The following is a 14,023-nucleotide window of genomic DNA, read 5'->3' on the forward strand; positions in this document are numbered from 1 at the left end:
TATCCTTGCCGCCCTGTGTATCCCTTGCGCCTTTGCTCCCGCCGCGGCCCCCGCCGCGCCGCCTGAGTGCGGCGCGCATGCCCGCAAGAATGACGCCCAAACAGACCACGATCAACACGGTAACGCTGACCTGCTCGACCTGCGGCAGCGCCCAATTCACCAAGCTGGACACCAACGAATACCGCTGCAGCCATTGCCACGCGGTCACGCTGGTCGAAGACAACGTCGCCCAACGGCTGGAGAAGATCCTGCGCGGGATGCAGCAGCCGGCTGCCAAGCCGCAGCTCGGTCCGCGCGCCATCGCGGCGATCGCGGTCGCCGTGGCCGCCGTGTTCGTGGTGCCGCTGGTCGCCTCCATGCTCGGGTCCAAGCCGACCGTCACGCGGCAGCCGCCGGCGCCCCCTCCCATCGACGCCGCGCTGGTCAAGCTGACCGACGTGCAGGAAATCCGCGTCCGCGACCGCACCCAGCTGGTCATGATCATGCGCAACGAGACCGGCAAGAAGATAGACGTGCCGCGCGTCACGGCTTCGTTCTTCCAGGGCGAACTGTCGCTACCGTCGAACTCCGGTTCGGCTCCGGCGCGCTCGCTGCAGCCGGGCGAATACACGCCTGTCACGATCTCCACGCCCAGCCAGGCCTACAGCCGCTACACGCTGCAGGTCTCGCAGCCGAGGCTGGCGCGGGACCGGAACAACGAGGTGGCCGCCAGCAAGGTGCAGCTGGTGCGCAACGATGGAGCCTACCGTCTGGTCGGCCTCCTGAAGAACAACGGCGCCAACGAGGCCAACAGCAGCCAGATCACGGTGATGCTGTACGGCGAGGACGGCAAGCTGATCGGCACCGGCAACGGCTACGGCGCCGCCAGCCCGCTGGCGCCGAACGCGCTGACCTCCTTCGACGTGCGCTGCGAGATGCTGGCCGAAGGCCCGGTCGCGTCCTATGACTACATGGTGCAGAGCGAAAACCCGGCCGTCTCTCCGGCCGCTCCCAAGGAAGAAACGCCGCCCAGCCGCATCGTGCGCGTCAGCCCGGCCGACCCGCGGGTCATCGAACACGTGCGCCTGAGCACCGAGGAACTGCTGGATCCGGGCTTCGCCCTGTTCGACGCCAGCGCGCTCAAGCTGTCGGCTCCGCGCCGCCTGCTTGACGAGATCGAGCGCCCGGTCATGTATGCCGAGCTGGTCAACACCAGCGACCAGTACGTGGTCCTGTCGCCCAAGGCGGACATCTCGCTGTTCGACGGTTCCCGCCGGCTGGAGGTGCGCCAGAGCTGGAGCCTGCCGGCGCGCCTGTACCCTGGAGAACGGGTGCCCGTGGCGCTGACCGGCCGCATCGACCGCTACACCGAGGTCAAGACCGACTGGCTGCCCGCCAAGCGCGCCGCCCTGCCCGGCCCCCGCCCCAAGCTGGCCGTCACGGTCGAGAACACCGAGGCCCAGGTCGGCACTGGCACCCTGAACTTCACCCACCGCTTCCGCTACAAGTACGTGACCGTGCATGGGCGCGTGCGTAACGACAGCCAGGCCGAAGTGGAAAACGTCAGAGTCTGGGTCAGCCTGTACGACGCCCAGGACAAGCTCACCGGCGCGGTCTACCAGGAACTGCGGCTGCCCAAGCTCAAGCCGGAGGAAAGCGCGCCGTTCCAGGTGGACGTAAAGCAATACGGCGGCAATTTCGCGCGGGTGGGCGTGGTGTACGAAGCCGGGCCGCGCTAAGCCGCTGCCCCGGACATACCCGCCCGGCGCCCCTGCCGGGCTTTCCCTTCCTGCCTCGCCCCCCAGGGCGCGCCGCCCCGCGTCGCCCTTAAGCAACAGCTATGGGCTCAAGTCTTATATAAGATATAAGACATTTGCTTGCGTCCCCCTGTTCCCTCTACAATTCGGCGAACAACCCTTCTTCCAACCCGACTTTGAGCAGGCCTCACATGCTGGATAATTACCGCCAACACGTTGCCGAACGCGCGGCTCTGGGGATTCCCCCGCTGCCCCTTACGGCCAAACAAACCGCTGAACTGATCGAACTGCTCAAGAACCCGCCCGCAGGCGAAGAGCAGAACCTGGTCGAGCTGCTGACGCACCGCGTGCCGGCCGGCGTGGACGACGCCGCCAAGGTCAAGGCTTCGTACCTGGCCGCCGTGGCGCTGGGCAAGGAAGCTTGTGCGCTGATCAGCCGTGCCAAGGCGACTGAACTGCTCGGCACGATGCTGGGCGGCTACAACATTGGCCCGCTGGTCGACCTGCTGGACGACGCTGAAATCGGCACCATCGCCGCCGACGCGCTGAAAAAGACCCTGTTGATGTTCGACGCCTTCCATGACGTGAAGGAAAAGGCGGACAAGGGCAACGCCAATGCCAAATCCGTGATGCAGAGCTGGGCCGACGCCGAATGGTTCACCAGCCGTCCGGAACTGCCGCAAAGCCTGACCATCACCGTCTTCAAGGTGCCTGGCGAAACCAACACCGACGACCTGTCGCCGGCTCCCGACGCCACCACCCGCCCCGACATCCCGATGCACGCCCTGGCGATGCTGAAGAACAAGCGCGACGGCGCCGCGTTCGAACCGGAAGAAGACGGCAAGCGCGGCCCGGTCAAGTTCATCGAAGCCCTGAAGGAAAAGGGCCACCTGGTCGCCTACGTCGGCGACGTGGTCGGCACGGGCTCGTCGCGCAAGTCGGCCACCAACTCGGTGCTGTGGTTCACCGGCGAAGACATCCCCTTCGTGCCGAACAAGCGCTTCGGCGGCGTGTGCCTGGGCAACAAGATTGCCCCGATCTTCTACAACACCATGGAAGACGCCGGCGCCCTGCCGATCGAACTCGACGTTTCCAAGATGGAAATGGGCGACGTGGTCGAACTGCGCCCCTATGAAGGCAAGGCCTTGAAGAACGGCGAAGTCATCGCCGAATTCGAAGTGAAGTCCGACGTGCTGTTCGACGAAGTGCGCGCCGGCGGCCGCATTCCGCTGATCATCGGCCGCGGCCTGACCGCCAAGGCGCGCGAAGCGCTGGGCCTGCCGGCCTCGACGCTGTTCCGCCTGCCGAAGGACCCGGCCGATACCGGCAAGGGTCACACCCTGGCCCAGAAGATGGTCGGCCGCGCCTGCGGCATGCCGGAAGGCAAGGGCATCCGCCCGGGCACCTACTGCGAACCGAAGATGACCTCGGTCGGTAGCCAGGACACCACCGGCCCCATGACCCGCGACGAGCTGAAGGACTTGGCCTGCCTGGGCTTCTCGGCCGACCTGGTGATGCAGTCGTTCTGCCACACCGCCGCCTACCCCAAGCCCGTGGACGTCAAGACGCACCACACCCTGCCGGAATTCATCAGCACCCGCGGCGGCGTCTCGCTGCGTCCGGGCGACGGCGTGATCCACTCGTGGCTCAACCGCATGCTGCTGCCCGACACTGTCGGCACCGGCGGCGACTCGCACACCCGCTTCCCCATCGGCATCTCGTTCCCGGCCGGCTCGGGCCTGGTCGCCTTTGCCGCCGCCACCGGCGTGATGCCGCTGGACATGCCGGAATCGGTGCTGGTCCGCTTCAAGGGCAAGCTGCAACCCGGCGTGACCCTGCGCGACCTGGTCAACGCGATCCCGCTGTACGCCATCAAGCAAGGCCTGCTGACGGTTGCCAAGCAAGGCAAGAAGAACATCTTCTCCGGCCGCATCCTGGAAATCGAAGGCCTGCCCGACCTGAAGGTCGAACAAGCCTTTGAACTGTCGGACGCATCCGCTGAGCGTTCGGCCGCCGGCTGCTCGGTGTTCCTGAACAAGGAACCGATCATCGAATACATCAACAGCAACATCGTGATGCTGAAGTGGATGATCGCCAACGGCTACGAAGACGAGCGCACGCTGGGCCGCCGCATCAAGGCCATGGAAGCCTGGCTGGCTGATCCCAAGCTGCTGGAGCCGGACGCCGACGCCGAATACGCCGCCGTGATCGAAATCGACCTGGCCGACGTGCACGAGCCCATCGTGGCCTGCCCGAACGACCCGGACGACGTGAAGACGCTGTCGGAAGTCGCCGGCGCCAAGATCGACGAAGTGTTCATCGGCAGCTGCATGACCAACATCGGCCACTTCCGCGCAGCCTCCAAGCTGCTGGAAGGCAAGCGCGATATCCCGGTCAAGCTGTGGGTCGCCCCGCCGACCAAGATGGACGCCACGCAACTGACCGAGGAAGGCCACTACGGCGTGTTCGGCACCGCCGGCGCACGCACGGAAATGCCGGGCTGCTCGCTGTGCATGGGCAACCAGGCGCAGGTGCGCGAAGGCGCGACCGTCATGTCGACCAGCACCCGCAACTTTCCGAACCGCCTGGGCAAGAACACCAACGTGTACCTGGGTTCGGCCGAACTGGCCGCCATCTGCTCGAAGCTGGGCCGCATCCCGACCAAGGACGAGTACATGGCCGACATGGGCGTCATCAACAAGAGCGGCGACCAGATCTACCAGTACCTGAACTTCGACAAGATCGCGGACTACAAGGACGTGGCTGACGTCATCGAAGTCTAAGCATCAGGCACGCAGCCCCGGCTGCACCGCTTGCCAGACGGCCCCGGAGCGATCCGAGGCCGTTTTTCTTTGCCTGCCTCCCGGGTGGCCCCGCCACCTTGGTCGGAGAATTTCAGGGACGGAACTTTTTCCGCGATACGTTTTCATACAATCGCGGTAACTTGTGACATCCGCTCCCCCAACCCTGCCCCGATCTCCGGAGGAAGACCGCCAATGACCCGGCTTTTGCTGCCGCCCCTGCTATTGCTGGCGCTCGCCGGCTGCGCCACCGCGCCGCCCTCGAATCCCGAGAACATCTGCGCCATCTTTCGTGAAAAGCCGGACTGGCACGATGCCGCCCTGAAGGTGCAAAAAAAGTGGGGCGCGCCGGTGCCGGTGCCCATGGCCATGATGTACCAGGAGTCGTCCTTCAAGCAGGACGCGGTGCCGCCTCGCTATTACTTCCTGGGCTTCATCCCCTGGGGCCGCGTCAGTTCCGCCTACGGCTACGCCCAGGCGAAGGACGAGACCTGGGACGATTACAAGAAGGATGCAGGAGGCTGGGGCTCCAGTCGCGACGACTTCGCCGACGCGCTGGATTTCATGGGCTGGTACATGAACAAGACCCAGCGCATCAATGGCGTGTCCAAGTCGGACGCCTACGGCCAGTACCTGAACTACCACGAGGGCTGGACCGGCTACCGCAACCGCAGCTTCGATCGCAAGGCCTGGCTCAAGACCGTGTCCAAGAAAGTCCAGGCCCGCGCCGACAAGTTCGCCTCGCAGTACAAGGGCTGCGAAGCGGACCTGACGCGCGGCGGCTGGTTCTGGTGAACGCCGCCCGGCCTTAGAAGTCCATGCTCGCGCTGAGCAAGAAGGTGCGCGGTCCGCCCAGCACCAGGTAGCCGTTGCCCGGATAGCCGCCCACCGAGGACCAGTAGTTGCGGTTGGCGATATTGTCCACGCGGGCGCGCAGGGTCACGACGTGGCCGTCCACATCCATCATGTAGCGCAGGCCCGCATCGAAGCGGGTCCAGCCCGGCACCTTGAGCGTGTTGGCGTCATCCGCATAGGACGAGCCGGTGTAGACCACCCGGCCATCCACGGCCAGGCCCGGCACGCCGGGAATATCCCACTCCACGCCCATATTGGCCTGGAAGCGCGGCACGCCGATCACGCGGTTGCCGTCGATGGACGGGTTGCCGGTGGAGATCTGCTTGGCGTCCAGCCAGGTCAGGCCGCCCAAGAGGCGCACGCTCTTGATGGGCTCGCCGTACATCGTGAGTTCCACGCCCTGATGACGGTCCTTGCCCGAGGTCGTCAGCTCGTTGCTGGCGTTGTACATGGCGCGCGGCTTGTCGGTGGAGAACAAGGCCAGTCCCGCCCCCAGGCCATCTCCCTCGTACTTCGCGCCGATTTCCTTCTGCTTGGAGACAAACGGCGGCAGGCTCTGGCCGGCATTGGGCACCGGCTTGCCGCCGGCATTGGCCGGGGCGGTCGGCCCCGCGACCAGCGCCTCAATGTAGTTCGCGTACAGCGAAACGCTGGGCGCAACCTTGACCACGAGGCCCGCGGCGGGCGAATTGTGGCTGGCGTCGTAGGCGCCGTTTTCCTTGCCGGTGTTGTATGCGTAGTCGCGCTGCGACAAGCGCTGATGGCGGATGCCGGCCGTGAGCAGCACCTTGTCGTCCAGGAACGACAGCGTGTCGCCGATGGCGTAGCTGCTCAGGCGGGTGCGGCCCTGCAGCGCCGGATCGTCCAGGTCGTTGCCGCGCAGCGCGGTGGCGCTGAACGGCGGCTGGTCATACGAAATCGGGTTGTAGATGTTGGTGGGATAGGTGTTCTGCCAGTCCATCACATAGGCGTTCTTCTTCTTCAGGTCGAAGAAGGATGCCGACACGACGAACTCGTGGCCCACCGGGCCGGTGCGCACTTTGCCGCGCAGGCCCAGTTCGCCCGTATTCACGCTGTCCTCGCGGGTGTTGTCGAAGCGGTAGAAGGTGCCCGCGCCCGTGCTGCCGTTGGTCAGCGTGACGTTGCCCAGCGAATTCGCTTCGTCGCTGCGGCGCATGCCAAACGCCGCATAGGCGGTCAGCTTGTCGCTGAAATCATGTTCGCCGCGCACGGTGCCGAAGACGTCGCGCTCGTTCGAATAAGACCACGGCTGAGCATAATTGGAGCTGGCGTCGGGCGCGTCCGGCACTTTGGTGACGCCAGCGCCCAGCGTCACGTTGGGACGCGCGCGCTTGAGCTTGTTTTCCTGCCAGCCGATGTCCGCAGACAGGCGGGTGTCGGCCGAACGCCAGTCCAGGCCCAGCGAGACCAGGCTGGTGCGCGAGTGTTCATCATCGATGCCGGTGTCGCCGCTGCGCTGCGCGGCGTTCAAGCGGATGCCGGTGCTGTCGCCGGGACCGAAGCGGCGGGCGATGTCGGTGGACAACTGGAACTGCCCGCCGCTGGACACGCCGGTGGTAACGCGGGTCAGAGGTTCGTTCGGCGCGCGCTTGGGCACCAGGTTGATCACCCCGCCGATGCCGCCGCCGCCGGGCGAGGCGCCCGTCAGGAAGGTCGAAGCGCCGCGCAGGACTTCCACGCGCTCGAACAGCTCGGTGGCGATGTACTGGCGCGGCAGCAGGCTGTAGAGGCCGTTGTAGGCCACGTCGTCCGACCCCAGGATGAAGCCGCGAATGAAGTACGACTCCTGGAAGTTGCCGAAGCCGCGCGCCACGCGCACGCCCGAATCGTTCTGCAGCACGTCGCCCACGCTGCGGGCCTGCCGATCCTGGATCAGTTCATTGGTGTAGCTGGTGATGCTGAACGGCGTGTCCATCACGTCTTGGGTACCGAACAGGCCGATGCGGCCGCCGCGGGCGACCTGCCCGCCGGCAAAGGGTTCGGCCAGGCCGCCGGCCGAGGCGTCGGCGCTGGCCTCGACCTTGATGGCGTCCATGGAAACCACGGAGCCGGTCTGGTCAGACGCGGATTGGGCGTGGGCAACGGGGAGGTAGCACGGCAGCGCGGCGGCCATGCAGGCAAGAGTTCGGATTTTCATGTCGGGGAGTTCGCAGGCAGATATCAAAATCCCGATGGGGTCACGCGCGCACTGGAGAACTTACGGATGCGTCTGGAATGTGCCGGAAGGCCGGGGCCTTGCCGGGCCGGCTGCGCCAAAGGGGACTGGGATTGCTGAGCGCTCATTCTACGGCAAACGGAATCATTCTCATTTATGTTACTTTTTGTTTGAGAATGTCCGTTGCCGGGGCGCCACAGCTGTCGAGCGCGGCGCCCCCCTTCCCGCCAGGCTATCGACCGTCCGCTACGCCTGCGCGGGGGTCGTAGCCGGACGCCGCCATGGCTTCCAACGGGTACAGTGGGCGCGCGCGCCGGCGGAACTCGAACAGCGACCAGTCGGAACTGGTGACGCCAGGGCTGTCGCATTCGACCAGCGCCTGGGAGATCGGCACGAACACCGGCCGGCAATACATGCGCGACTTCACCAGCACGAAACGGGCGCGGGATGGGTCCAACCCCAGGCTTTGGAACACGCCCAGATCCCAGGGCTCGTGGGTCTGTTCGGTCAGCACCAGCTGCGCGGCGCCTATGTCCAGCACCGCGCTGCGGCCCATGCAGGCCAGTTGCCCGGTGTAGGTCGGGCCGGTGATCACATATTCGCCGTTGCTCAGCGCGCGCACGGTGCCGCGCAGCGTGACGGGCTGGGCGCCGCGGCCGATCTCGTCGATGGCGCGCTTGTTACCCACCGGCAGTTCCACCGTGGCGCCGACGCCCGCGCGGGTCAGTTCCGCGACGGCCTCCGGGTCGCAGTACAGCCCGGCCTGGATGCCTTCCAGTCCGGCCTCCAGCGCGGCCATCAACACGTCCAGGGTGTCGCAGGTGCCGCCGCTCATACAGTTGTCGCCATGGTCCAGCAGCAGCACGGGTTTGCTGGCGCCCTCGGCCAGCGCCTTGGCGCGCGCCAGCGACGCGGCCAGTGGCTCGCTGTCGTAGTAGAAGCCGTCGCGCTGTTCCCAGATCAGCGCGGCGACCTCTCCCGCCACGCGCTCCGCCTCGGCGCGGTCGCCGTCGGCGACGGCCACCACGCTGACGCAGGGATACGGGATGTCGGCCAGGCCGAAGCCCGCCAGCACCGATACGCCCAGCGCGCCCGCGGCCTCGGCCTGCCGCGCCGCTTCGACGGCGGCGCGCATGGCCCCTTCGGCCGTGTTGCTGCGCAGGGAATGCGACACCAAGGGCAGGCGGCGCCACGCCATGACCGGCTTGCACTTGCCGTCCATGCCTGCGAACAACAGCCTGCCGGCGTGCTCGCCGGTTTCGTACATGTCGATGTGGGGATAGGTCTTGAAGCTGACGATGACGTCGGCGTTGTCCATCATCTTCTGCGTAACGTTGCCATGCAGGTCCAGCGCCACCGCGATCGGCGCGTCGGGCGCGGCCGCGCGCAGCCGCTCGAGCAGATCGCCCTCGCCGTCGTCGGTGGTCTCCACCGCCATGGCGCCATGCAGGTCCAGCAGGATGACGTCGCAGCCCGGCGCAGCGGCCACGATGCGGTCGCACAATGTGGCGTAGGCCTGGCCGTCGACGCGGCCGCTGGGATAGGCGGTGGCCGAAACCGGCGTGACGAGCTCGGCGCCGCGCGCTTCGGCCAAGTCTATGAACGCCGACATCGCCGTGCGCTTGCCCTTGTTCTCTTCATAGGCCGCCGCCTCGTAGGCCGGGCCGCCGTTGCCGAAGGCGGACAAGGGCGTGGGCACGGGCGAGAAAGTATTGGTCTCGTGATTCAGACGCGCGATCAGCACCTTCATTGCACGCCCCCTTGCGCGAACTGGATACGGCCGCAGCAGCGCAGCATGGCGTGCAGCAGCACATTGCAGCCCGCCTCCAGGTGCTCGGGCTGTGCGTCCTCGATTTCGTTGTGGCTGATGCCGTCCTTGCAGGGCACGAAGATCATGGCGGTCGGCGCCACCCGCGCCATGTAGACGGCGTCATGGCCCGCGCCGCTGATCACGTCCAGCGAATCCAGGCCCAGCGTGCCGGCGCCGTCGCGGATCGCCTGCACCAGCCGGGGCTCGAAGGGCTGCGGCGGGAAGTACACGACCTCCTTGCTTTCGACCTGGAAGCGGCCGGGCTCGGCCAGTTCCTCGCAGGCGCGCGCAAATGCCGCGGCCATGCTGTCCAGCGTGGCGTCGTCGGCCGCGCGCAGGTCCACGGTGAGCGCCACGCGGCCCGGGATCACATTGCGCGAATTCGGGTAACCGTCGATGCAGCCTACCGTGCCGCGCCCGTGCGGCGCGTGCTCCAGCGCAATGCGGTTGACCTCCAGCACCAGCCTGGACGCCGTCAGCAAGGCGTCGCGGCGCAGTTCCATCGGGGTGGGTCCGGCGTGCGCCTCCTGGCCGGTAATGGTGACGTCGTACCAACGCTGGCCCAGGGCGCCTTGCACCGCGCCGATGGTGATGCCCCGATCCTCCAGGATGGGGCCTTGCTCGATGTGTGCCTCGAAGTAGGCGCCGACCGCCCCCGGCCGGGCCGCTTCCGGGCCGGCGTAGCCGATGGCGCGCAGCGCTTGATCCACGCTGACGCCGTCGCGGTCCTGCGCCGCCAGGGCGTGCTCCAGCGTGAAGGCGCCGGCATACACGCCCGATCCCATCATCACGGGCACGAAGCGCGAGCCCTCCTCGTTGGTCCACACCACAACTTCCAGCGGCGCCTCGGTGACGATGCCGCGCTCGTGCAGGGTGCGCAGGACCTCGATGCCGGCGAGCACGCCGTAGTTGCCGTCGAATTTTCCGCCGGTGGGCTGGGTGTCGATATGGCTACCCGTCATGACGGCGGGCAGGTCATCGCGCAATCCTGCCCGGCGCATGAAGATGTTGCCGATGGCATCCACGCGCACGCTGCAGCCCAGCTCGCGGGCCCAGGCGCAGACCAGGTCGCGGCCCTGCCGGTCCAGGTCGCTCAACGCCAGCCGGCACACGCCGCCCTTGTCGGTGGCGCCGATGCGGGCCAGCTCCATCAGCGAGTTCCAGAGCCGGCTGCCGTCGATGCGGATGCCGCTGACGGCCTCCAGTGTGTTCATTTCCATGGTGGTTCCTTGAATCCTTGCTTCCTGTTTCGCCTCGCGGACGGTCCCTAGACGCCCACGCCCAGATATCGGTCCTTCACGTTCTCGTCCGCCATGAAGGCCTGGTTGCTGCCTTGGTAGACGATGGATCCCTGCTCGATGATGAAATGGCGGTCGGCCAGTTGGGTGCAGACCTCCAGGTTCTGCTCCACCAGCAGGATGGTGACGCCGGCCTGCTTGATGGATTTGATCTGCGCCACGATCTCCTCGACGATCACCGGCGCCAGGCCCTCGACCGGCTCGTCCAGCATCAGCACGCGCGGATGGTTCATCAGCGCGCGGCCGATGGCGAGCATCTGCTGTTCGCCGCCGGACAGCTGGCCGCCGCCGTTCCTGCGCCGCTCCTTCAGGCGCGGAAAGATGCGGTAGATGTCTTCCAGCTGCCAGGGCGAATCGCGGCGCATGCCCAGCTTCAGGTTCTCCTCCACCGTCAGCAGCTTGAAGATGCCGCGGTGCTCGGGCACCAGGCAGATCCCCATGGACGCGATCTTGTGCGCCGGCAGCCCGGCGATGTCGCGCCCGCCATAACGCACCGCGCCGCCCTTGGGCGCAATCACGCCGGCGATGGTCTTGAGCGTGGTCGATTTGCCCGCGCCATTGCGCCCGAGCAGGGTGATCACCTCGCCCTGCGGCAGCTCGAGCGACACGCCTTGCAGGATATGGCTCTTGCCGTAATAGCTGTGTATGGCGTCGACATGCAGCATCATGCCCGGCCTCCCGTGATCATGTTGCCCAGGTACGCGGCGCGCACCCGCTCGTCGCTGCGGATCGCGTCGGGCGCGCCTTCGACCAGCACGCGGCCCTGCTGCATCACCGTGATCGTGTCGGAGATGTCCATCACGATGTTCATGTTGTGCTCGATCAGCACCACCGTGTGGTCGTCGCGCAGGCTGCGGATCAGCCGCTTCATTTCCTCCAGGTCGTCCACGCCCATGCCGGAAGTCGGTTCGTCCAGGAAGATGGCGCGCGGCCTGGCCGCCAGCGCCATGCCCACCTCCAGGCGCCGCTGCTGGCCATGCGACAACGCGCCCGCCGCAATCCCGGCCAGCCGCGACAGGCCCAGCCGTTCCAGCGCCGCGTCGACGACCTCGTGTTGCGCCCGGGGGCCCGTGGGCGGATGCCAGCAATCGAAGGCGCCGGCACGATGCGCGCCCTGCGCCGCCAGGCGCAGGTTCTCCCGCACCGACAGGTTGGCGAACAAGCTGGTGACCTGGAACGAGCGCGCGATGCCGCGCTGCACGCGCTGGAAGTCGGCCTCCTGCGTGACGTCCTGGCCGTCGAACACAATGCTGCCTTCGCTGGTGCGCAACGTCCCCGTCAGGATGTGGAACAACGTGGTCTTGCCGGCGCCGTTGGGCCCGATCACGGAATGCACCGTGCGCGGCCGCACCTGCAAGTCCACCCCATGCAGCGCCACGAACTTGCCGAAGCGCTTGACGATGCCGCTGGCTTTCAGCAGCGGCGCGGAATTTTCCTGGTTCATGCGCTGCCCTCCTTGGCGGCCGGCTCCCCGCCGGCAGGCTTGCGCCGCAGCGCCAGCCAGATGCGTACTCCCAGCCCCCACAAGCCCTTCTGCATGAACAGGCTGACAGCTATCAGCAGGAAGCCCAGCAGCATCAGCCAGCGCGGCCACAAGGTGGAGAGCCAGTCCGCGAACAACACGTAGAACGCGGCGCCCAGCACCGAGGCGAACAGGTTGCCGGTGCCGCCGATCACCGTCATGACCAGGATCATCTCGCTGCTGTGGTATTCGATGCTGGACAACGGCGCGATGCCGGTCATCATCGCCAGGAAGGCGCCGGCCAGCGCCGTGACCGCGCCGGAAATGGCGAAGGCCGACAACTTGAACAGGCGCACGTTGTAGCCAACCGCCATGGCGCGCGCCTCGTTGTCGCGGATCGCCAGCAGGGTGCGGCCGAACACCGAATTGGTCACCCGCAGCAACAGCCAGAACACCACCAGGAAGCACACCGCCACGAAGGCATAGAACTGCCAGGGCGTAGCCAGCGGCATGAGTTCCATGCCGGCGACGGAAAATGCCGGACGCGGCACGTCCAGCAGGCCATTGTCGCCCCCGGTCAGGTCGGGCAGGCTGTATGCCAGGAAGTAGAACATCTGCGCGAAGGCCAGCGTCAGCATCACGAAGTAGGTGCCGCGCTGGCGGATTGCGAACCAGCCCACCAGCGTCGCCCCCAATGCGCCCACTACCATCGCGGCCAGCAGCGCCAGCGGCATGGGCAGGCCGGTGCGCGTCAGCAGGATGCCGACGGCATAGCTGCCCAGGCCGAAGAAGATGCCCTGGCCGAACGACAGCAGGCCGGTGAATCCAAGCAGCAGGTTGCAGCCGAGCACCGCCAGGGAATAGATCAGCACTTCCGTGGCCAGCGAACCCGACTGCATGCACAGCGGCAGCAGCAGGACCACGGCCAGCGCCAGCAGCAACTGGGCGTGAGATTTCAAGCGCGTCATCATCCTCTCCCCATCAGGCCGTGCGGACGCAGCAGCAGCACTGCCGCCATCGCCACATAAATCATCAGCCGCGCGCCTTCCGGCCACAATGTGCTCATTACGCTCTGCACCACGCCGATAAGCAGGCCGCCGACCAGCGCGCCGAAGAAGCTGCCCATGCCGCCCACCACCACGATGACGAAGGCGATGCCCAGCGCCTCGATGCCCATGAAGGGCTCCACGCCGCGGATCGGCGCGGCCAGCACGCCTGCCAGGGCCGCGGTCGCCGCGCCCAGCGCGAACACCAGGCTGAACATGCGGAACACGTTGATGCCCAGCATGGACACCATTTCGGTGGATTCGCTGCCGGCGCGCACCGCGCTGCCCAGCCGCGTGCCTTCCAGCACGTACCAGAGCAGCAGCGAGAAGACCGCGGTGAAACCGATCACGAACAGGCGGTACTTGGGATAGATGAAGCTGCCCCACATGACCACGCCCTGCAACGCGGACGGCGCGGCGACGTTGTCGCCTATCGGGCCCCAGATGACGATGACCAGTTCCTGCAATACCAGCGCCAGGCCCACGGTGATCAGGATGTGGAACTCGTGCGCCTGTGCGTAGACGTGGCGCAGCAGCACTTTTTCAGTCACCCAGGCGAATGCCCCCACCAGCAGCGGCACGATGGCCAGCGCCAGCCAGAAGTTCAGGCCCCACTGGATGGCCTGGAAGCAGAAGTAGGCGCCCAGCAGATAGAACGCCCCGTGGGCGAAGTTCACGAAGCGCAACAGACCGAAGACGATGGACAGGCCGACTGCCAAAAGGAAGTACAGCATGCCTACCCCGATCCCATTGATGATCTGGAGGAGATAGACGTTCATTGAAATGCCCGATGGAGGAAACGAAAGGCCGCGGGGCTTGCGGCGACCACGGACGCGGCG

Annotated in this window: 10 protein-coding genes; 3 read left to right on the plus strand and 7 right to left on the minus strand. The window is 66.5% G+C overall.

Going from position 1 to position 14,023, the window contains the following annotated elements:
* Positions 1 to 77: 77 nt before the first annotated feature.
* From AC6LKD_RS17210 to AC6LKD_RS17220, 3 genes are all read left to right on the plus strand, one after another.
* Positions 78 to 1,718 (plus strand): FxLYD domain-containing protein, encoded by a 1,641-nt coding sequence (locus AC6LKD_RS17210; RefSeq protein ID WP_498116913.1) that lies wholly within the window; start codon positions 78 to 80, stop codon positions 1,716 to 1,718.
* Between the two features lie 209 nt (positions 1,719 to 1,927).
* On the plus strand, positions 1,928 to 4,519 hold the full coding sequence (gene acnB / locus AC6LKD_RS17215; protein ID WP_498116915.1) for a bifunctional aconitate hydratase 2/2-methylisocitrate dehydratase: 2,592 nt from the start codon (positions 1,928 to 1,930) through the stop codon (positions 4,517 to 4,519).
* Positions 4,520 to 4,732: 213 nt separating this feature from the next.
* Entirely contained in the window at positions 4,733 to 5,332 is a 600-nt protein-coding gene (locus tag AC6LKD_RS17220) for a transglycosylase SLT domain-containing protein (protein WP_492276270.1), read from the plus strand.
* 13 nt (positions 5,333 to 5,345) lie between these two features.
* Here the strand turns inward: AC6LKD_RS17220 and AC6LKD_RS17225 are convergent, their stop codons facing one another.
* From AC6LKD_RS17225 to AC6LKD_RS17255, 7 genes are all read right to left on the minus strand, one after another.
* Entirely contained in the window at positions 5,346 to 7,550 is a 2,205-nt protein-coding gene (locus AC6LKD_RS17225; RefSeq protein ID WP_498116917.1) for a TonB-dependent receptor, read from the minus strand.
* Between the two features lie 250 nt (positions 7,551 to 7,800).
* Positions 7,801 to 9,318 (minus strand): M81 family metallopeptidase, encoded by a 1,518-nt coding sequence (locus AC6LKD_RS17230; RefSeq protein WP_498116918.1) that lies wholly within the window; start codon positions 9,316 to 9,318, stop codon positions 7,801 to 7,803.
* A complete protein-coding gene (locus tag AC6LKD_RS17235; protein WP_498116919.1) occupies positions 9,315 to 10,598 on the minus strand; it encodes a Zn-dependent hydrolase in 1,284 nt (427 codons plus the stop codon). The genes AC6LKD_RS17230 and AC6LKD_RS17235 overlap by 4 nt, the downstream gene beginning before the upstream one ends.
* 47 nt (positions 10,599 to 10,645) lie before the next feature.
* A complete protein-coding gene (locus AC6LKD_RS17240; protein WP_207468155.1) occupies positions 10,646 to 11,344 on the minus strand; it encodes an ABC transporter ATP-binding protein in 699 nt (232 codons plus the stop codon).
* A complete protein-coding gene (locus AC6LKD_RS17245) occupies positions 11,341 to 12,120 on the minus strand; it encodes an ABC transporter ATP-binding protein (protein WP_498116920.1) in 780 nt (259 codons plus the stop codon). The genes AC6LKD_RS17240 and AC6LKD_RS17245 overlap by 4 nt, the downstream gene beginning before the upstream one ends.
* The gene (locus AC6LKD_RS17250) at positions 12,117 to 13,106 is read right to left on the minus strand and encodes a branched-chain amino acid ABC transporter permease (protein WP_013395054.1); all 990 of its coding nucleotides are present in this window, start codon (positions 13,104 to 13,106) and stop codon (positions 12,117 to 12,119) included. The genes AC6LKD_RS17245 and AC6LKD_RS17250 overlap by 4 nt, the downstream gene beginning before the upstream one ends.
* Positions 13,106 to 13,963 carry a branched-chain amino acid ABC transporter permease gene (locus tag AC6LKD_RS17255; RefSeq protein WP_013395055.1) on the minus strand — a complete coding sequence of 286 codons (858 nt, stop codon included), beginning with the start codon at positions 13,961 to 13,963 and terminating at the stop codon, positions 13,106 to 13,108. Before AC6LKD_RS17255 ends, AC6LKD_RS17250 begins: the two co-directional genes overlap by 1 nt.
* Between the last annotated feature and the right edge of the window lie 60 nt (positions 13,964 to 14,023).

The sequence above is a fragment of the Achromobacter sp. D7-1 genome (assembly GCF_059760445.1).

Coding starts and splice junctions, on each gene's coding strand:
- AC6LKD_RS17255 (WP_013395055.1), bottom strand. CDS start 13,963: ATGAACGTCTATCTCCTCCAGATCATCAATGGGATCGGGGTAGGCATG.
- acnB (WP_498116915.1), top strand. CDS start 1,928: ATGCTGGATAATTACCGCCAACACGTTGCCGAACGCGCGGCTCTGGGG.
- AC6LKD_RS17240 (WP_207468155.1), bottom strand. CDS start 11,344: ATGATGCTGCATGTCGACGCCATACACAGCTATTACGGCAAGAGCCAT.
- AC6LKD_RS17250 (WP_013395054.1), bottom strand. CDS start 13,106: ATGACGCGCTTGAAATCTCACGCCCAGTTGCTGCTGGCGCTGGCCGTG.
- AC6LKD_RS17220 (WP_492276270.1), top strand. CDS start 4,733: ATGACCCGGCTTTTGCTGCCGCCCCTGCTATTGCTGGCGCTCGCCGGC.
- AC6LKD_RS17235 (WP_498116919.1), bottom strand. CDS start 10,598: ATGGAAATGAACACACTGGAGGCCGTCAGCGGCATCCGCATCGACGGC.
- AC6LKD_RS17210 (WP_498116913.1), top strand. CDS start 78: ATGCCCGCAAGAATGACGCCCAAACAGACCACGATCAACACGGTAACG.
- AC6LKD_RS17225 (WP_498116917.1), bottom strand. CDS start 7,550: ATGAAAATCCGAACTCTTGCCTGCATGGCCGCCGCGCTGCCGTGCTAC.
- AC6LKD_RS17245 (WP_498116920.1), bottom strand. CDS start 12,120: ATGAACCAGGAAAATTCCGCGCCGCTGCTGAAAGCCAGCGGCATCGTC.
- AC6LKD_RS17230 (WP_498116918.1), bottom strand. CDS start 9,318: ATGAAGGTGCTGATCGCGCGTCTGAATCACGAGACCAATACTTTCTCG.